Origin of the sequence: Nocardia sp. NPDC051787 (assembly GCF_040681325.1) — a bacterium.
Classification (GTDB): Bacteria; Actinomycetota; Actinomycetes; order Mycobacteriales; family Mycobacteriaceae; genus Nocardia.
The window spans coordinates 15,818-33,387 of the sequence record NZ_JBFAYO010000008.1 but is presented as its reverse complement, the minus strand read 5'-3'; the positions used below and the strand labels follow the sequence as shown (position 1 = coordinate 33,387).

Genomic DNA, 17,570 nt, shown 5'->3' with positions numbered 1-17,570 from the left:
CGCCGTGTTCGTCCCTGGGTGAACGGCCCTGGTTGGCGACTATTTCCCCGGTGAATGGGTACTCTCGGCCTTACTGCCGAGGGGAGGACGCATGTCCGACGTCACCATGAATCCGCCGGCCCACTCCGAGCCCGAACTGAAACGGGTGATGGGGCCGGGGTTGCTACTGCTGTTCGTCGTCGGTGACATCCTGGGCACCGGTATCTATGCGCTCACCGGCAAGGTGGCCAACGAAGTGGGCGGCGCCGTGTGGGTGCCGTTCCTCGTCGCGTTCCTGGTCGCGCTCATCACCGGTTTCAGCTATCTCGAGCTGGTCACCAAATACCCGCACGCCGCGGGGGCCGCGCTGTACACGCACAAGGCTTTCGGCATCCATTTCCTCACCTTCATGGTCGCCTTCGCGGTGATGAGCTCCGGGATCACCTCCGCCTCCACCGCCTCGCGAGCCTTCGCGGCCAACTTCGCTGAAGCCTTCGACCTGGATATCGGCAACGGCATCGCGGTGACGGTGATCGCGCTGGCGTTCATGGCGGTGGTGGCGGCGGTGAACCTGCGCGGGGTGAGCGAGGGCGTGAAGCTCAACGTGGTGCTCACGTGCGTGGAGCTGACCGGCCTGCTGATCGTCATCGCCATCGGCTGCTGGGCGCTGGGCTTCGGCGACGGCGACTTCTCTCGCATCGTGGAGTTCGACACCAGCGAGCGCACCGCGGTCGGCGGCGTCATCGTGGCCACCACGCTCGCGTTCTTCGCCATGGTCGGATTCGAGGACTCGGTGAACATGGCCGAGGAGTGCAAGGAGCCGAGCCGGATCTTCCCGAAGGTTCTGCTCGCAGGGCTGCTCATCACGGGTCTCATCTACGTGCTGGTCTCCATCAGCGCGATCGCGCTCGTCCCCGCCAACGAGCTCGGCCAAGGCGATACGCCACTGCTGAAGGTGGTCGAGATCGGCGCGCCCGCCTTCCCGACGCACGTCTTCGCCTACATCACCATGTTCGCGGTCGCCAACTCGGCGCTGATCAACATGCTGATGGCCAGCCGCCTGATCTACGGCATGGCCAGGCAGAATGTGCTGCCGCGACCGTTCGGCCACGTGGGCGAGCGGCGCCGGACACCGTACAACGCCATCATTTTCACCACGCTGCTTGCGCTCGGGCTCATCCTGTTCGTCGGCGAGGTGCCCGAGCTCGGCGGCACTACGGCACTGCTGCTGCTGGCGGTGTTCACCGTGGTGAACGTGGCCGTGCTGGTGCTGCGGCGAGACAAAGTGGCACACAAGCATTTCCACACGCCGACGCCACTGCCGATCCTGGGTGCGCTGAGCTGTGGCTTCCTCGTCACACCTTTCACCGACCGCAATCCGGCGCAGTACGCCATCGCGGGCGTGCTGCTGGCCATCGGCGTCGCACTGTGGGGCCTGAACTACCTGGCCATCCGCGCCATGCGGGCGCAGCCCCTGGCCACCGAGCCGCCCGCGGAGTGACCGATCGCATGCTCCGGCAGCGGATTACCTACCGCCGGTATGTCCGGTTCCGCGGATGACTAAGGGCTGCGATGTAGGTAAGGTTGGCGCCGATGACCAGCATGGAAGCGCGCTTAGGTGACGCGACCCGAAGCGTGCCGCTCCCCAACCCGTGGAACCTGACCGTCTATTTGGCCGCGGTGGCCGCGCACCGCGGCCGCTCGATCAGCCTGCACCCCGTTCCGAAGGCGATGCTGGCCGACACGGGCTGTGGCGGCGGCGGTCTATGGGTAGCGCGCAAGCACGACGACATCATCGTGTACGACGCCGCGGCGACCGGCCGCAACGCCGATCACATCATCCTGCACGAAATCGGTCACATGCTACTCGGGCATCACAAAGACGCGGAGCGCGGCGATTCGCTGCCGCCCTCGCTGGCCGTCATCCTGCCCTCGATCTCGCCACACTCCATCGAACATGTGCTCGGCCGTGCCGAATTCGGCACCGACCGCGAGCGGGAAGCGGAAGTGTTCGCCGACATGACCATGGTCTACGCGACGTTGCCGCGACGGCGCTCCCGGTCGTTCCGGCTTTTCGGCCGGGGTAAGTAGCTACCACCGGTCGTAGCGCGCCTCGGGTAGTCGCTTGGCCCCGGCGCGCAGGTCATCGATGAGATCCTGGTATCCGTCGGCCAATTCGTCGATCCGGACCCAGGCGTCGTAGAAGACGGCGTCGGGCGCGTGGGCGAGGGCGAACGCCTGCGCGGCGAGCATGGCCAGCCGGTCCACCATCCTGCCCACGGTCTCGGTGTGTTCGGGCGCGGCGGGACGCGGTATCGGCGCCGCCAAGGTGACCCAGCGGTCGATGCCGCGCACCAACTGCGCCCGTCGCCGATCGAGTTTGTCGCACCGGCTGTGCGGAGTGCGTTCGCGAGTCTGGTGCAGCTGAGCCAATTCTCCGGCCGCCTCCAGCATCGGGTGGTCTATGTGCGGCAGGCCGCGAAATGCTGCCAGCAGCAGCTCTTTTCCGGGAATCGCCCGATCCTCGGACGTCTGATTCACCCTCAGCACCCCCATTCCGACCAGGGCGGACGTGTTGCGATCGCGTCCTCGATGCCTTGTCACGCCGGTGTTCCGGCACTGCCCGAACATCCACATGTGCCCAGCGTGACCCAGACCTGCCTCCTGGGCGTCCATTTCACGCGGTTCGGCCCACACGACACGCCCATCGACCGGACTTGCGGCACCCGATCGCTAGCCGCAAGCTGTGGCAAACATCCAGTGACCTCGCCTTTCTCGAAGACATATCCGATTTTCCGGCGACTATTCCCAGCCGAGTCGACACGCCAGCCAATCTCCGGCGAGTCGGGCAAATGCCGCTTGATGGGCGCGCAGGTGCGGCGAACGCGGCGGCCCAGGCTTGCGGCAGGCGGCCGCCCATAGGCCTCGGCCATGGTCGGCACATCCGGCAGTGGACTCGGCGTCAACTCCGCCACATCATCGAACCCGGCGACGAACCAGCCCTCGATCTCCTCGGCGAACCGGCACCGCGGCGCGGGTGCCGTCGCGGGCAGCCGCCCGGCGACCCCGGCCTCCGCCCGATACACGGGCGCCAGCCCATCCTGCGCCTCGATCGCCTTCACGTCCGAATTCCCCTGGGATCGCTCTCTCAAAGCGTGGAGGGAGTTTTCTATTCGTCCCTGTCACGTGACAGACCAGAGCCGCCTCCGCAAAAAGTGTGGTGGCGGCGGAAGATGAACGGGTACTTCTGAGGCAGTTCCACGTCTTGACTCAACAAAGCGCGGCGATCGTGCGGGTGACCTACAATAGAGAGCGCGCGATCAGCAATCCGGCCGGTACGACCCAGAGTCACCCCTCAACCGCGGTCACGATACGAAGATCGTGAGCGGAATGCATTCCCGAGGGGTCGCAAATGCTGGACGAGGTAGTCCAGGAGACGCCGAGCCTGTGACATCACAAGTCAGACATGCCCTCGGCAGGGGACGAACTGGTTCACGTGGTCTGTCGATCCCCGCATCACTTCGCGTCTGAGCCGAGAACGGCGGGCCGGGGGGCCGCACGGCGCAGTAATGAGATTGCGGCCGCCCGGCACCTCTCCGGAAGAGGTCTGACGACTCTGGTACCCGAGCCCGTGGCCACCAACTGCTGCCGCTGTCGAACGTTCCGATACCGGCTGAACTCAACCCCCGAACTCTCGCAGCAAGGAGGCTCAGCATGGCTATTACGCGATGGAGGAACGTCGTTACCGGACCACTCGGAGACCGGATGGCGAAGTTCCTGGAGTCCTACCCGAACGCCGATGAGATCTACATCACCAGCGCAATGGACGGTGACCATGGCGCCGTTTCGCACCATTACGGCCTGACGTACCAGGATTCGCGGACGGCCGCCCTGGACATCGGTGCCGGAGGATACCCGGCGGGTTCGGTCAAGATGCGTAATTTCGCCAGGTGGCTCTACGACAACTACGCGGACTTCACCGTGGAGCTCATTCATTCGACGCCGTTCAGCGACGATGACGGGTTCTACGTCAAGAACCAAAGAAAGGATCCGGGCGGAGGCGTGTACGGCGGCCCGGGGGCGATCGGACACTTCGATCATATTCATTGGGCGACGTCAGCGGCCTTGATGACCACCATGGAGCAGCGGGTGGGCCAAACCGCCCCCGATCGAGTCCATCCCACCACGACCCAACCAGCGCCGCTGGGGACCGGCGTGGCCAATACGACTCCGGTCTGGGGATGGGATGCCTCGGACTACGATTGGGACCGCGGCCCCATGAATCTCGTCGCTGCCAAACGCGATGGCATCTCGTTTTTCGTCCACAAATCGACCGAAGGCAAGACCTGGCGCGCGGCGCACTTCCAGGAAGCGCTGGAAAGGGCACGAGGCGCGGAGATACCGGTGCTCGGCGCGTATCACTTCTTGTGGCCCAACAACATCGAGCAGCAGGTCGACTTCTGGATGGACTACGTCGATGAGAAGACACCATGGTGGAAAGAGGTGCCATGGATCTGGCAGATCGATGCCGAAAAGTCCGCACCGATGCCTCGCCCGCCGAACCCGGAGGAGATCCGCCAGGTCGTCGAGTTGCTGAAGGAGCGCACGACGCAGCAGAACGCCACCGGGTACGTGATCGCTTACGCGCCGAAGTGGCTCTACGACAATGAACTCACCGGAAATTACGACATCTGGAACAGCAACTACACCGGATCGGGCGCACCTCGTCCCTTCAAGGACCAATACCAAGGGGTGACCGACTTCCAGGCCGGCTGGAAACCGATGTCAGGCCGGAAGCCAACGATCTTGCAGTTCGCGTCGGACGCCGTGGTCGGCACTCAGCACACCTGCTGTGTCGATAAATTCGACGGCGATCTCCACCAACTCATCCGGAAGTGTGGACGCGAACCCGAGCAGGTCCGAACCCTCATCGACCCTGCGGAGATCCGCCGCATGCGGCCGGTCGAGGAGTATGCCCTCGCAAGCGCCGCCGGGCAGCCGGGCCTCGGCAACGGCACGATGTCTGCTCGCGAAGGACGGCAACAGGTCGAGGGGGCACCATCGGGACACTTCCCGGAGCCGCTCACCGCTGCCGAACAGCGTGAACTGCTCGACCTGACGCGTCAGCTGGCCGGGCAGAGCGGTACGACCAGTGGGCAGAAATAGGCAGCATGCCATGGGCGTAAGCGTGTGATCCCTGGGTTCGGTGCGCACCGAACCCAGGGATGCACGGTTTTCTGGTGTGACGCAGGATGCCTTCGTGGCCTAGGACTGTGGCGGCTTGACGACGCCGACGAGGGATCCTGCGTTCATGGCATAACTCTGGGTCTGCAGACGATCGCTGGAATTGCCTTCGATGGTGTTGATCCGGCCGGTTCTGGGGTCCACGGATTCCACGATTCCCACATGGTCCGGGGTTCCATCGCCCTCCCAGTCGAAGATGATCATGTCCCCTCTTTGGGCATTCGCTATATTCGCCGCCAACCCCATGTGCTGGGCGTCGTTCCAGATGGTGGGCACGTAGTTCGGGTTGGTCCAGTCGACGTTGTAACCGGCTTGATCCCACACCCAGGTGGAGAAGGCCGCGCACCATGCGTCGTTGATGTTGTACGGGGCCTTGTAGAGTTTGCCGTCCGCGCCGCGGAACATCGGGACATTGTTGCCGCCGGTTTCGGAAACACCGAGCGCCAGCTGCTCACGCGCCTTGGCGATAATATCGTCCCGGCTTCCGTTACCGGGCGCCCAGCTGGCACTACTCGCGGTCGGCGCCCACGGAGCCAGGTTCCTGGCATCCGGCGCGTTACCGTAGGGATTGCGAGGGAGTTCCGGCATCATTTCGTAGATATTCTTGGCGTCCCTTTGCATGCCGCTGTCCGCATCCTCGATCGTGTCGTGCACACGGTCCACGGCCTCCAGGATCAGGTTCAGCAACCGGACTTCCTCGGCGGCGGCCAGGTGCAGGCTGCCATCGGGCAACTGGGTCAGTGGATGCCCCCCGCTCAGCTCGGCTTTGAGCCCGTCCACGATCCCCATCACGTCCTGGAACGCCTTGTTCGATGTGTCGAAACTCGCGATGGCGCTTGCCTGGACACCGTTGTTCTGCGATCGCAGTTGCGTTGCCTTGTCCAGGATCAGGCCGTGTTTGTCGCCGTAATTGCCGGTCATCGCCGACGATTTCGGCTCGAGCTGCTGGGCACCGTCCTTGGTGAGTTCGCGGCCTTCCGCGCTGAGCAGATCGTGTTCCGCCAGCCAAGCGATCATGTCCTGTTGTCCGCCGTTCCAGCCGGACGCGAACAGGATGATCGAACGCTGCATATATTCTTCCGCCGCCTCGACGACCGCTGCGAGACCGGCACTGGCGTAATCGGGAGGGTCGAGATTGATCTCTATGTCTTGGAAGGTTGTCGTCATGCACGCCCTCCACCCGATGCGGCCCACACGGCCGGTCTCCGCACGCCGACAAACAGCATCCGTAACCTCACTCGCCCATGACCGCCGGACGCCGTGGCGGCATACTCGCTATGCACCACTGAGTATCGAATATTCCCAACGTTAGTAACTCGTAGCGCTCAGCCTGCCGTTCGAGCGGCCCACGGCACATAACTACAGCAGCGAACGGCACAGCCGTCAGGTTGATCGAAACGCCGCCACGGCATGTTCTGATCGGGGGTTCACGTACCGCGTGCCGAGCCGTTCAGGAGGCAGGTTCTCACTCGTCGAGATAATCCCGACCGCCGATGTACGTGGTGTGCCCCGGATCGGCCGGGCTGGTGGTGGCCAGGGCGACGGCGGTGGCGAACTCAGTGACCGTGGGAAGCGTGCCCTGGTCGCGGCGCGCGGTGACGGCGTCAGGGTTTCGGCGCTCCAGAAGCTGGACGATGATCGTCCCGTCGATCATGTCGCCGGAGACGACGTGCAAGGTGATGCCGCGGGCGGTGAGCTCGGGAATCATGGCGCGCAGGGCGTCCTCGCCCGCGCGTTTGCTCGCGGCGATGGGCTCGTAATCGGCGGGGACCGGCTTGCGGCCGTGGAAGTGTGCTTGATGGCTGGTGACGAAGACGATCCGGGAGCCGGATGGCATGTGCGGCCCGGCGAGTCGCACGAGACGTTCCTGCGCGTCGCGGTTGAGCGCCATCGCGTAGCCCGGCCCGGCGTGCAGTTCCAGACCGCCGGAAGCGTTGAGCACGAGCACATCCAAACGACCGAACTCCTCGGCGATTCCGGCGATCAGCGCACCGGCGGAATCCGCGTCGGCGATGTCGGCGCCCGCCGTCGACGCACTGCCGCCCACCTGCCGGATCGAGTCGGCCAGACGCTCGGCCCGCCGGGCCTTCTCCCGGTAGTTGATCACCACATGGTCGCCGCGCGCCGCGAGCACTTGCGCGGTCTCCGCGCCGATACCGCGGGACGCGCCCGTGATCAGGACGATTCGCCGTCCGGTCGTGTCGTCCACCGTCACCCTTTCGATCGCGCAGGAGAAGCCGAGGCTCATGCTTCTATTTCAGAACCACTATGCTGATTCTAAATGAGAAGCGCAAATGACCCCAAGCCGCCGCGCGGCCGGGACGACCCGGCGAACGCGCCGCTGCTGGCCACGATGGACCTCCTTGGCCAACGCTGGATGCTGCGCATCCTGTGGGAACTGGAGCCCGACCGCCTCGGCTTCCTCGAACTGCGCCGCCGCATGGGCAACTGCTCGTCGAGCATGCTCTCGGTGCGGCTGCAACACCTGCAATCCGCAGGCTTGATCGCGAAGAACCCAGATAAGTCGTACGAACTGACCACCGCGGGCATCGAACTCGGCGCGGCACTGCACTCGGTCTGGGATTGGTCCCGCCGCTGGCGCATAACCCCGACCGCTCCGGAGGCGGACTGAACAACCCGCGCCGACAGGCCGAAGCTTCCGTTTGACCTTCGAGTTGGTTGAGACTCCATGATGGCCGGGTGGCGAGTTCGGAATCGGCAGGGTTGATCACGATCGGCGTGCTGGCGCGGGCAAGCGGGCTCACCGCGAGCGCGCTGCGGTTCTACGACGACTGCGGGCTGCTCGTCCCGGCCCGGGTCGACCCGCTGACCGGATACCGCTATTACACCGACGCGCAGTGCCGGCGGGCGACGCTCATCCGGCAGCTTCGCGCGATCGACCTGCCGCTCGAGATGATCGCGAAGGTCCTCTCCGGCGATGCCGGACGGGCGCGGGACCTGCTCGACCGTCACGTGGACGAACTCGCGCGGCGGGCGAGCGAGGCCTCCCGCGTCGCCATGATGGTCAAGCGGTCGCTCGGGCCGCACGTGGCGGTCTCCGCGGCGGCCTTGGCCCAGGCGCTCGAGCAGGTTCGCGCAGCCGCTGCAGGCACTCGCGAGATCCCGGTGCTGGCGGGTCTTCTGCTGGAAGCGAGCGGAAACGCGCTGACTCTCACGGCAACCGATCGCTACCGCCTCTCCACCCGAACCGTAGTGGTGAACAGGCAGCACGGCGGCGACTGGTCCCGAGTGCTCGACCCGGACGGGCTCGGCGCGATCACCGCCTGGTTGCGCACCGTGGAACAGGTCGTCGCCACACCGACCGGGGACGGCTTGGTCCTGGCCGGGGACGGCGCCGAGCATCGGTCCGCCGTCATCGATGAGCCCTTCCCGGATCACCGCGTCGTACTGTCCGGGCTGGGACCGGCCCGCACCAGGGTGATCACCGCCCGCGGCCGCCTGCTTTCCCTACTCGAAACGGCCACTACCACAGTGCGATTCGTCATCGACTCCACCGGTGTCCAGGTGTCACGCGGCGACGCGGCGCACCGTCTTCCCGCCACCGTCACAGGTTCGGCGATCACCCTGTCGTTCGACCCCGCGACCCTGCTGCCCGCCGTGCACACCGCGCTCGGCCCCGACCTCATGCTCGATATCACCGGTCCCGATCAGCCGGTGGTTCTGCGATCCGCCACGGACGGCGACCTCACCACGCTGGCCATGCCCACCCGGCCCGCCGACCAGGACGACGCGTGCCGACGCCCCTGAGACCAGTCGAGTCCATCCGAAGGAGCCATTTATGACCACCCCGGACCAGACCATGACCACCATCACCGACGCGGTCGCGCTCGGTCGCCACGGCCGTCCGGATGACGCGCGCGACGCTCTGCTCGCCCTCTGGTCCTCGCTCGGGCCGCAGGGCGACGCGCTGCATCGCTGTACGCTCGCGCACTATCTGGCCGACCTGTACGACGATGCCGCCGAGGCGCTCACTTGGGACATCCGGGCACTGGACGCCGCCGACCGTCTCTCGGACGATCGCGCCCAGAGCTATGACGCATCACTGCGGGTGGCGGGCTTCTACCCGTCGCTGCATCTCAACCTCGCCGACGATTACCGCAGGCTCGGCTCGTTCGCGGCCGCGCAGCGCGAGATCGACGCCGCCCGCGCCCATCTGCACACCCTCGCCGACGACGGCTACGGCGCCACCATTCGCACTGCGGTGCGGGAGGTCGAAGCGGCCATTCGGGAGCGGCGCACCGAACGCCGGGCGTCGGCACCGACCGGAGGCCGATAACGCAGCAGCGGCCCGCGCCGGATGACGCGGGCCGCTGCTACGGGGATCTACTTCAAGCGGAGCTTGCCGAACAGACCGTCCTTCTCATCGTCGGGTCCAGCGGTGAAGTACAGCGAGTCGGCGTCGCCGAGGCTCTCGCCGTTACCGAACATCAGCGCCCACAGACCTTCGATCGCCACCGGCTTGCCGTCGGCGTCGCGCAGGTAATCGGCGAACTCGCCGGTGGCGTCGTCGTAGGCGAGCACGTGTCCGGCGCCCCCGAAGTTGCCGACCAGCAGCTTGCCGCTGAGCGGGCCGAAACCCTCCGGCGCGACGGTCACCGCCCACGGCGCGTTCAGGCGCTTGCCGTCGTCGAGGATGCGCACCAGCTTGCCGTCGGCGTCGAACTCGGCGAGCTTGCCCTTGTCCGGTTTGCCGCCCGCCGCCTGCTCCTGATCCTTGTCCAGCGAGTCCTCTTCGCCGGCATCGAACTCGGTCGCCTCCGCGTGGTTCGGCTTTGTGGTGGCGTAGGCGACGAAAACGCGGTTGCCGATCGTCGAAACGTTGAACGGCGCGGGGTCGCCCGGCTTGGCCTTCCTCCCCTGCTCCGGCGCGGCCGGGTCGATCGCGTCACCGGTGGCGAACGGGTTGGCGAAGCCGGTGGTGGGAATCAGCTGCCAGTTCTTGTCGAACGTCCGGACTTGCGGGTCGGCGCCGAAATCGGCGGCGAGCAGCTTGTCCCCCGCTGGCGTCAGCGCGATCCCGAAGAACTGCATGCCCTGCGGCTGGCCGTCGAAGACCAGGTTGGCCGGGCCGTCGTGCCGCACGATCAGGCCCTCGAAGCCCTGCTCGGTCCACGCCGAGATCTTGCCCGAGTCGGTGGCGAAGATGAACCGCGCCGAGCCGTTCAGCGGACCGCCTTCCGCCTCGACCGGCTGGTCGCGCACGACGAACAGATCGGAGGTGATCGGCGCCGGGTTGAACACGACGCCGGTGGTTTTGCCCACGCTGTTGTCCGAGGTGTCGGCATCGGCGCCGGGAATGGTGACGATCTTCAGCCCGTCCTGGAAGAGCTTCTGCACCTTCTCGTCCGACGACTCGGTGACGTCACCGACGAACTGGAACGACTTGCCGCCCGCGCCGACCCAGAAGTGCCCGCCCGCACCCTTGGGCCGGTCGGCCAGACCCCACGCGTTCACCAGCTCGGGGAAGGTGAACTGCGCCTTGTACTCCGCGTCGTTGGCGGCGAGATTGGTCTGGACGTACATGTTGCCGTCGAGAGCCGGCACCTCGTCGGACTTCGAGTCCGAGCAGGCGGCCGCGACGAGCAGCACGGCGCCCAGCGCCGACGCGCGCAGCAGACCGCTTCTGCCCCGCAACCGGGGCGCACCGCCGCACCGCGCCTCATTCCAACGTTTCAACTTTCTTATTTCCTTTCCGGCAACACGCCACCTGGCGCTAAGGTGAACCTAACCTTAACGCGGGCCAATTTCAGGAGTAGCGGAACGGCGCGCGAAGCACGGGTTTAGGCTGTCGGCCGTGGTCGAACCCCAGCCCTCCATTGCTCCGCATCCCGATATCGCCCCACTCGCTCCACTGCTCGGCACTTGGCGCGGCGATGGCCAGGGCGAATACCCGACCATCCAGCCCTTCGGCTACGTCGAGGAAATCCGGTTCGGCCACCTCGGCCGCCCCTTCCTCACCTACCGGCAGAAGACCCGCGCCACCGACGACGGCAGGCCGCTGCACGCCGAAACCGGCTATCTGCGCTGCCCGCGTCCCGACCGCGTCGAACTGATCCTCGCCCATCCCACCGGGATCACCGAAATCTGCGAGGGCGCACTCACCATCGAGGACGGCACCCTGCGCCTCGAATTGGACTCCACCGGCATCGGCCGCAGCAGCACCGCCAAACTGGTGACCGCCCTCGGCCGCTCCATCCGCCTCTCCGGCGACACCATCGACTACACCGTGCGCATGGCGGCGGTCGGCGAGCCACTACAGCACCACCTCGCCGCCACCTTGCGCCGGGAATGAGCGCCAAGGGCTGGCGCGCCAGTCGATGCGCCAGCTTATGACCACAACCGCGACGACACGCTCAGCGGCTGGTGCGCGCAGGCCGGGAAGCCGCAGGCACTCTTCCGAGAGGCAATCGAAGGAGACCTGCGGCCTCGATCAGAAGGCATTGGGCAAGCGGCGGCGGCCGATGCTGAGTTCGGTGGCGAGGTCCTCGTAGGCGAGGGCCAATTCGGCTAGGCGCTCCCAGGCGAACCAGAGGTCCCATTCCGCGTCGGCGGCCAGGGCCGCGTATGCGGTGGCGCTGAGGTGGGCCAGGCGGTCGATCACCGCACCCAGGGATTCGGTGTGGAGGTAGGCGCCGCCCCGGGCGGAGGGCAAGCGCCGCTCGGCCCAGCGGTCGATGTCACGGACCAGGCGGGCGCGGGACTCATCGATATCGGAGACGGCACCCTGGTTCGCGTCGAGTCGGCGGACGTGCAGGTCGGCCAGTGCGCGGGCGCGCAGCAGCACCGGGTGATCCGGCGGCGGCTCACCCGCCCGGCAGGCTTGCAGCAGTTGACTTCTCGTCGGCAGGACATCGTTCACCACCGAGCCTCGCTCCGGCTCGGCTGCGGTGGGCGCGACGGCGCACGGTGTTCCGGGTTCACTCGTTGACGCGTGCTCACGGCCGCACCTCCCCACTCGGGTCCGCCGTGCGTGGTCGCGCGCTGTCTTCTCGGATCACTCGTTGACGCTCGCTGATGATGCTCCGGCCCGCGCAGCTCAGCACGCGGTCCACGATCACCGCAGCGGAGGGGCGGAAAGTGTCGCGGGGTGCAACCACCCAGCGGCGAAATCCGCCGTTTGCGTCGGCGGGGGACGGTAGCGCTATTTCGCCGCCGAATGGCACGACCGAGACGTCGAGCCGGAAGAGAGCCGCGAACAGTCGCGTGTCGTCGGGAAGGTCGGGACGGCACAGGAATGTCCAGCGACGCGAACGGATATGCGCGATAACCGGACCCAGCGAGTGACCTCGGAAAAGCATGTCCTCTCGCACCCACTGCCCCAGCCGGTCGGGCATCGTGATTCCGCCGACCACACCCGCCTTCACGACGATCCGCCCGATCTCCGGGTGTATCCCTGCGGGCAGGCCGCAGGTACGGCGGTAAAACGCGCAGCGGGACGCTGGTGTATCCGCGAATGCCGCATGGTTCATTCGCCAGCCTCGATTCAATTGGTCCGATAAGAGCAAATGCCCGATCGCTGGACCTGGAACCGTTGTCGCGGTTAAGGTTTCAGCACTTCTTCGATTCGGACCGGGCGCGTTCAGTAGAGCACCGGATATTGCAGGGCGGGAACGTAATCAGTTGTGGAATCGGGCGGAGACCGCCCAGGTTCCACGGTCCCCCGCCAAAAGGTTCCAGTTAGCAACCTGGCCAGTAGTTTGGCTACGAAAGGAATTCGTTATGACTTCAACCGGATCCAGCCTCGCTCGTCGTATGCTGGGCCGACAGCTGCGGGCGCTGCGGATCAACTCGGGCGTCAGCGCGGAGTACGCCCGCGACGCGATCAACGTGAGCAAACAAACCCTGTGGCGGATGGAGACCGGGCAGCAGGTCCGGCTGAATCCGCTGTTCATCGAGCGGTTGTGCAAAATCTACGGCGCATCTGCGACACGGACCGCCATCCTGCTCGAGCTGACCGAGGAGACCACGCGCACCGGATGGTGGCATGCGTTCGGCGACGCCATTCACAAAGAGTTCAGCCTCTATGTCGAGTTGGAGACGGTGGCGAAGCGGCTCGTCTCCTACCAGACGACTCTCCTTCCCGGACTCCTGCAAACCGACCAGTACCGGCGTGCCTTGATCTGGACCAGCTTCCCGGCGATGCCCGGACCGGAAGTCGAACGAATGATCGAGATCTTCAGGCGGCGAAAGGCTCGCTTGGACAACGATGAGGACCCCGTACTGCTGGAGGCCGTCATTGATGAATCCGCGCTGCGCCGTGCGATCGGCGGCCCCGCGGTCATGGAACAGCAGCTCGCACACCTGGCGAGAGTCAGTGAACAACCGAATGTTTCGGTGCGCGTGGTTCCGCTCTCGGCGCAGGCCTACGCGGGACTGAGCGTCGGTCCATTCGTCATGTTCGACTTCCCGAAGCACCCGATCGCCCATCTGACCGAACCCCCGGTCGTCTACATACAGGGCTTCACCGGAAACCTGTATCTTGAGAAGCCTGAGGAAATCCGGCTGTACCGCCAGGCGTACGCCGACCTCCAGCGATCGACACTGGACCAGGAGCGAAGCCGATCCCTCATCCTCGAGATCGCGAAGGAGTACGGCAAGTGAACCCCAGCCTATCCAATGCCATCTGGTTCAAGAGCAGCTACAGCAGCGCACAGATGGACTGCGTGGAAGTCGCGTTCCTGCGCGAAGGCTTCGTGGGTGTCCGCGACTCGAAGAACCGCACCGGACCAGCCCTTGTGTTCACGCCGGGCGAGTGGGACTCGTTCACTGCCCACATAGCCAGCGGCGAACTCGACCGGCCACAGCCCTAAAGCCCTCGCCGACAGTCCCGGCCCCTCCCTCGCCGGAGGTGCCGGGGCACTCACTTGAACTTGCGGCTCCAGGACGGCCGATGCATATGCGGTCGCTTGCACCCACGGAAACCCCCCGGTAGCGTCAACATTCGGTGAGGGGGCGGAGGAGCCGGTCCGGCCCCGAAGAGGCCAGGAACAACACACCGGTGTACGAGGGGAACCCATGACATCAGGGCGGAATTCGCGGCGACTGACCATCCTCGCCGTCGGTGCCGCACTCGTGCTGGCAGGCTGCGACTCCCCGACCAACGGCGATGCCGCGCCTACCGGAGGTCCCTCCACAACACCGAGCTCGGCACCCGACGTACCCACCGGCTACGACCCGTGCACCGACATTCCACAGAGCTTGCTCGATGCGGAGAGACTGCGCAGCAAGGACAAAGACGATTCCGATGCATCGGGGGTAAAGTGGCGCGGCTGCGTATGGAACCAACCCGATGGATACTCGCCAGCCATCCGCACGACGAACCTCACCGTCGACATGGTGCGAGACAAGAAGTTCGCAGACACCCGCGAGTACATCGTCAACGGTCGCCGAGCGATCTCTACCCGGCAGGTCGATGAGCATCCGGATGCTGTTTGCACGATCAACGTAGAGATGAAGGGCGGCAGCCTCGAGTTCTTCCTGAGCAATCCACCGTCGCGCAAGAACACCGGAAGCCTGGATACGTGCGAACTCGCACGAACTTTGGCCGAGAAGGTCGTCCCGACAATGCCTGCCAATGTTTGAAATACGCTGATAGCGATCGGACTCACAGGGAGGGAGTAGCACATGGGTGATGACCAGGCGCAAGCGCCTCGGCCGATGGCGAACGTCCTGAATGCGGCACGGGAGGGACAGTTGGGTATCCAGATGTCGCCAGAGGACTTCATATATGTCGACCGAGACTGCGAATATTTCAAGGACGCCATCCAAACGATCCAGGCGTCGATGGACCGGGTGTCACAGCAGACGCACTGGGGCCTGGGCGAAGGCGATGACAAAATGGTTTCGGCACGGACCCTGGTCGACAGATTCAAAAGGAAGGCCCGAGGGGCCGATGACGGCAACAGCGTCTACGAGATCATGGAGAACCACTTCCGAATCGTAGAAGACATCCAAGAGGTGCACCGGATTGTCCGCGATCGAATCATGCAGGCCGACAGCAACTTCGCTGCCGAGTTCAACCGATTGAACACCACGCTTCCGGAACGCCCACCCGTCCAACGCTCGGCCGGACCGGCTCTGCTCCCGGACGGAACAGGCAGATGAGCGGCTACGAGAACCCACGCATCCCGAACGGCGGCGAGCACCCCGACAGCTGGGAGCATCCCCGGATCAACGAGGCGTTCAAACCGCTCGATAGCGGCGATGCGATCAGGCAAGCTGAGAAGTACTGGCAGGTTCGCAACGAATGGGAGCAGGGCGTGGAAACCTTCGCTCGCTCCATCCAGACCTCGATCGCCCAAGCCTGGTCGGGTCCGGCCGCGGAGCAGTCGAAGAACGCGATCGCCAAGTACACCAGCGAAGCGCAGAACCTCACCAACTCACTGGAGGAGCTGTACTGCCGCGTGCGCGACGCCGCGACCGCGATCGAGAATACGAAGAAGGCGCTTCCGGACACCGTCCACTACCCCTGGACCGAGCGGATCTTCCACCCGAGCCGCTGGAGTCTGTCGGGCGAACAATCCGAGGCCGAGCAGGCCGCGCGGGCGGCGATGAAGCAGTTCTACGTGCAGCCGTTCAGCGATATGGACGGCAAGATCCCGGTGCTGCCCACGCCGGTCGGCCCGACCGCGCCGGTGGACATTCCGGCTCCCCCGCCTGGCGGATACCAGAGCAGCGACAACGGCGGTCCCAGCTCGGCCAGCCCGGGCAATGATCCCGGCACCACCGACTCCGGTGTCCCCGGTGACAAGGACGGCGACGGCAAGCCCGATGAACCGGGCGCCCAGGAGCAGAAGCCTGCCGACCAGTCGTCGCAGGAGCAGTCGTCCGACACGACACCGGCCAACACGTCGACCACACCCGCTGGCGTGGATCCCACGGCGACGAACCCGACGACGACGGACCCCACCAAAACCGTGCCGACCGGTATCGGAACTCCGCACGGCCCAGGCACACCCGGCATGCCGGGAACCCCTGGCACGCCGAACCAGCCGCAACCCGGCCGCAGCATCCCGGGCACGCCGGGAACGCCGGCCCCCTCAGCGAAGCCCGCGGTCGCCGCGGCGGCCGCAGGTACACGCGGAACGGCGGGGCTCCCCGGCATGATGGCTCCCGGCGCGCGCGGCGGCGGCAAGGACGACGAGTCCGAGCACAAGACACCGGACTACCTGATCAATCAGGACAACACCGACGAATTGCTCGGCGAGGCCGCGAAGACGCTGCCCGGCGGCGTCATCGGCCAGATCCCGGACTGAGCGTGCCGCCTCTGCCGGACGAAAGCCTTCGACCGCCTCGATAATCCGGGTACGCGTTACCCTCGGTGGTGCTCGCGGGCGTTAGGGGTGGCTCGGACCCGATCGCGTCGGGACTCGGGCCTGCGCTTTCACCGGCAGTGTGTACGAGGCAGTCCGGAGTGACCGCATCCCACCTTTCGACACGGCACACGCCCCGCATGCGGGAACGGGGCGTGTGCGCATGACAGCGGGTCGCCCCGGTGCGGCCGGATTGGACCATCACATGGCTGAATGGACTTGGGAACCGGACGATTTCGCCGCTCTCTGGTACGGCGACGCCCACGACCGCATCCCCAGCCCATTGCGCTACACCAGCCGCTTCGCGTTTCGCGACGAGTTCGACGCCCACCGCACCGCCGTCCGGGAGCGCTACTCCGCCGACGAACTCGACGAGGTCAACGCCGCCCTGCACACCCTGGGCACGTCTGAGCTCCGCATCGAAATCCTCGGCGGCACGTGCAAGCACAAGAACAGCACCGGCCGCGACGACCTGCGCGAGTACCGGATCCTCGGCGCCCGCACCGATTACCACGCCGTCGTCCTCAGCCAGGCAGGCAACCGGCACGAGCACAGCCCCATTCGCGTGCGCATGTTCCCCGCCGACCAACTCCCCACTCGCCTGGTGAACGCGATCCCCGCCTGCAAGCCCGGCACCGAGCGCCCCGCCACCTTCCACCCCGACGACCTGACCCCGCGCCGTGACACCTACCTCCAGGACAACGCCCGCAACACCCCGCGCGAGCAATACCGGCGCCTCCTCGGCCGCCCAGTCGACGGCGGCGCCACCGCCGTCCTCCTCACCGCACCCCTGCACACCCACGCGAAGCCCGCCAAAGTCCTCCAGTGGCACGACATCTCCAACGACGGCCGCTACACCGAACACCGCACCCACCACATCACCGTCCGCCCCACCACCCCCAGCGACCTCACCACCCACTTCACAACCTGGATCGACCAAGCCCTCCACCACCTCGAGTCCACCCGCCCCGAAACCTGGTAACCAGCCCAACGGAACCAAATCCGCCGCGCCAC

The 17,570-nt window shown here is 65.9% G+C and carries 19 protein-coding genes; 13 read left to right on the top strand and 6 right to left on the bottom strand.

Going from position 1 to position 17,570, the window contains the following annotated elements:
- Positions 1–91 precede the first annotated feature (91 nt).
- Positions 92–1,480: an APC family permease gene (locus AB0M45_RS10760; protein WP_364325694.1), complete on the top strand. Its 1,389-nt coding sequence runs from the start codon at positions 92–94 to the stop codon at positions 1,478–1,480.
- Between the two features lie 92 nt (positions 1,481–1,572).
- The gene (locus tag AB0M45_RS10755) at positions 1,573–2,070 is read left to right on the top strand and encodes a hypothetical protein (RefSeq protein WP_364325691.1); all 498 of its coding nucleotides are present in this window, start codon (positions 1,573–1,575) and stop codon (positions 2,068–2,070) included.
- Here the strand turns inward: AB0M45_RS10755 and AB0M45_RS10750 are convergent, their stop codons facing one another.
- Positions 2,071–2,520 (bottom strand): DUF4254 domain-containing protein, encoded by a 450-nt coding sequence (locus tag AB0M45_RS10750; protein WP_364325688.1) that lies wholly within the window; start codon positions 2,518–2,520, stop codon positions 2,071–2,073.
- Between the two features lie 1,173 nt (positions 2,521–3,693).
- On the opposite strand from AB0M45_RS10750, the gene AB0M45_RS10745 reads away from it, so the two are divergent.
- Positions 3,694–5,145, top strand: coding sequence for a GH25 family lysozyme (locus tag AB0M45_RS10745; RefSeq protein WP_364325685.1), 1,452 nt, complete (start codon positions 3,694–3,696; stop codon positions 5,143–5,145).
- Between the two features lie 99 nt (positions 5,146–5,244).
- Here AB0M45_RS10745 and AB0M45_RS10740 read toward each other — a convergent pair whose 3' ends face one another.
- Together AB0M45_RS10740 and AB0M45_RS10735 are read right to left on the bottom strand one after the other, a co-directional pair.
- On the bottom strand, positions 5,245–6,390 hold the full coding sequence (locus tag AB0M45_RS10740) for a CHAP domain-containing protein (RefSeq protein WP_364325682.1): 1,146 nt from the start codon (positions 6,388–6,390) through the stop codon (positions 5,245–5,247).
- Positions 6,391–6,688: 298 nt separating this feature from the next.
- The gene (locus tag AB0M45_RS10735) at positions 6,689–7,471 is read right to left on the bottom strand and encodes an SDR family oxidoreductase (RefSeq protein WP_364325679.1); all 783 of its coding nucleotides are present in this window, start codon (positions 7,469–7,471) and stop codon (positions 6,689–6,691) included.
- 33 nt (positions 7,472–7,504) lie between these two features.
- Here AB0M45_RS10735 and AB0M45_RS10730 point away from each other — a divergent pair, with 33 nt between their 5' ends.
- From AB0M45_RS10730 to AB0M45_RS10720, 3 genes are all read left to right on the top strand, one after another.
- Complete coding sequence (locus tag AB0M45_RS10730) at positions 7,505–7,855, top strand: helix-turn-helix domain-containing protein (protein WP_364325676.1); 351 nt, start codon at positions 7,505–7,507, stop codon at positions 7,853–7,855.
- 68 nt (positions 7,856–7,923) lie between these two features.
- Positions 7,924–8,991 (top strand): MerR family transcriptional regulator, encoded by a 1,068-nt coding sequence (locus AB0M45_RS10725; RefSeq protein ID WP_364325674.1) that lies wholly within the window; start codon positions 7,924–7,926, stop codon positions 8,989–8,991.
- Between the two features lie 31 nt (positions 8,992–9,022).
- Positions 9,023–9,520: a hypothetical protein gene (locus AB0M45_RS10720; protein WP_364325671.1), complete on the top strand. Its 498-nt coding sequence runs from the start codon at positions 9,023–9,025 to the stop codon at positions 9,518–9,520.
- Positions 9,521–9,567: 47 nt separating this feature from the next.
- Here the strand turns inward: AB0M45_RS10720 and AB0M45_RS10715 are convergent, their stop codons facing one another.
- Entirely contained in the window at positions 9,568–10,842 is a 1,275-nt protein-coding gene (locus tag AB0M45_RS10715; RefSeq protein WP_364326186.1) for a TIGR03118 family protein, read from the bottom strand.
- A 196-nt stretch (positions 10,843–11,038) separates the two neighbouring features.
- On the opposite strand from AB0M45_RS10715, the gene AB0M45_RS10710 reads away from it, so the two are divergent.
- Complete coding sequence (locus AB0M45_RS10710) at positions 11,039–11,536, top strand: peroxynitrite isomerase (RefSeq protein ID WP_364325668.1); 498 nt, start codon at positions 11,039–11,041, stop codon at positions 11,534–11,536.
- Positions 11,537–11,674: 138 nt separating this feature from the next.
- Here AB0M45_RS10710 and AB0M45_RS10705 read toward each other — a convergent pair whose 3' ends face one another.
- Both AB0M45_RS10705 and AB0M45_RS10700 read right to left on the bottom strand, forming a co-directional pair.
- Positions 11,675–12,103, bottom strand: a complete 429-nt coding sequence (locus AB0M45_RS10705; protein ID WP_364325665.1) for a DUF4254 domain-containing protein — start codon at positions 12,101–12,103, stop codon at positions 11,675–11,677.
- Between the two features lie 76 nt (positions 12,104–12,179).
- On the bottom strand, positions 12,180–12,713 hold the full coding sequence (locus AB0M45_RS10700) for a DNA-directed RNA polymerase subunit beta (RefSeq protein WP_364325662.1): 534 nt from the start codon (positions 12,711–12,713) through the stop codon (positions 12,180–12,182).
- Between the two features lie 250 nt (positions 12,714–12,963).
- On the opposite strand from AB0M45_RS10700, the gene AB0M45_RS10695 reads away from it, so the two are divergent.
- The 6 genes from AB0M45_RS10695 to AB0M45_RS10670 all read left to right on the top strand — a co-directional run bounded on the left by AB0M45_RS10695 (position 12,964) and on the right by AB0M45_RS10670 (position 17,538).
- On the top strand, positions 12,964–13,845 hold the full coding sequence (locus AB0M45_RS10695; protein ID WP_364325659.1) for a helix-turn-helix transcriptional regulator: 882 nt from the start codon (positions 12,964–12,966) through the stop codon (positions 13,843–13,845).
- Positions 13,842–14,054, top strand: a complete 213-nt coding sequence (locus tag AB0M45_RS10690; RefSeq protein WP_364325657.1) for a DUF397 domain-containing protein — start codon at positions 13,842–13,844, stop codon at positions 14,052–14,054. Before AB0M45_RS10695 ends, AB0M45_RS10690 begins: the two co-directional genes overlap by 4 nt.
- A gap of 205 nt (positions 14,055–14,259) precedes the next feature.
- Positions 14,260–14,826: a DUF3558 domain-containing protein gene (locus AB0M45_RS10685; RefSeq protein WP_364325654.1), complete on the top strand. Its 567-nt coding sequence runs from the start codon at positions 14,260–14,262 to the stop codon at positions 14,824–14,826.
- A 42-nt stretch (positions 14,827–14,868) separates the two neighbouring features.
- Entirely contained in the window at positions 14,869–15,348 is a 480-nt protein-coding gene (locus AB0M45_RS10680; protein WP_364325651.1) for a hypothetical protein, read from the top strand.
- Positions 15,345–16,499 carry a hypothetical protein gene (locus tag AB0M45_RS10675; RefSeq protein ID WP_364325648.1) on the top strand — a complete coding sequence of 385 codons (1,155 nt, stop codon included), beginning with the start codon at positions 15,345–15,347 and terminating at the stop codon, positions 16,497–16,499. The genes AB0M45_RS10680 and AB0M45_RS10675 overlap by 4 nt, the downstream gene beginning before the upstream one ends.
- A gap of 262 nt (positions 16,500–16,761) precedes the next feature.
- Positions 16,762–17,538, top strand: a complete 777-nt coding sequence (locus AB0M45_RS10670; protein ID WP_364325645.1) for an ESX secretion-associated protein EspG — start codon at positions 16,762–16,764, stop codon at positions 17,536–17,538.
- Positions 17,539–17,570: the final 32 nt, after the last annotated feature.

Coding starts and splice junctions, on each gene's coding strand:
- AB0M45_RS10760 (WP_364325694.1), top strand. CDS start 92: ATGTCCGACGTCACCATGAATCCGCCGGCCCACTCCGAGCCCGAACTG.
- AB0M45_RS10755 (WP_364325691.1), top strand. CDS start 1,573: ATGACCAGCATGGAAGCGCGCTTAGGTGACGCGACCCGAAGCGTGCCG.
- AB0M45_RS10745 (WP_364325685.1), top strand. CDS start 3,694: ATGGCTATTACGCGATGGAGGAACGTCGTTACCGGACCACTCGGAGAC.
- AB0M45_RS10740 (WP_364325682.1), bottom strand. CDS start 6,390: ATGACGACAACCTTCCAAGACATAGAGATCAATCTCGACCCTCCCGAT.
- AB0M45_RS10735 (WP_364325679.1), bottom strand. CDS start 7,471: ATGAGCCTCGGCTTCTCCTGCGCGATCGAAAGGGTGACGGTGGACGAC.
- AB0M45_RS10730 (WP_364325676.1), top strand. CDS start 7,505: ATGAGAAGCGCAAATGACCCCAAGCCGCCGCGCGGCCGGGACGACCCG.
- AB0M45_RS10720 (WP_364325671.1), top strand. CDS start 9,023: ATGACCACCCCGGACCAGACCATGACCACCATCACCGACGCGGTCGCG.
- AB0M45_RS10700 (WP_364325662.1), bottom strand. CDS start 12,713: ATGAACCATGCGGCATTCGCGGATACACCAGCGTCCCGCTGCGCGTTT.
- AB0M45_RS10695 (WP_364325659.1), top strand. CDS start 12,964: ATGACTTCAACCGGATCCAGCCTCGCTCGTCGTATGCTGGGCCGACAG.
- AB0M45_RS10685 (WP_364325654.1), top strand. CDS start 14,260: ATGACATCAGGGCGGAATTCGCGGCGACTGACCATCCTCGCCGTCGGT.
- AB0M45_RS10680 (WP_364325651.1), top strand. CDS start 14,869: ATGGGTGATGACCAGGCGCAAGCGCCTCGGCCGATGGCGAACGTCCTG.
- AB0M45_RS10675 (WP_364325648.1), top strand. CDS start 15,345: ATGAGCGGCTACGAGAACCCACGCATCCCGAACGGCGGCGAGCACCCC.
- AB0M45_RS10670 (WP_364325645.1), top strand. CDS start 16,762: ATGGCTGAATGGACTTGGGAACCGGACGATTTCGCCGCTCTCTGGTAC.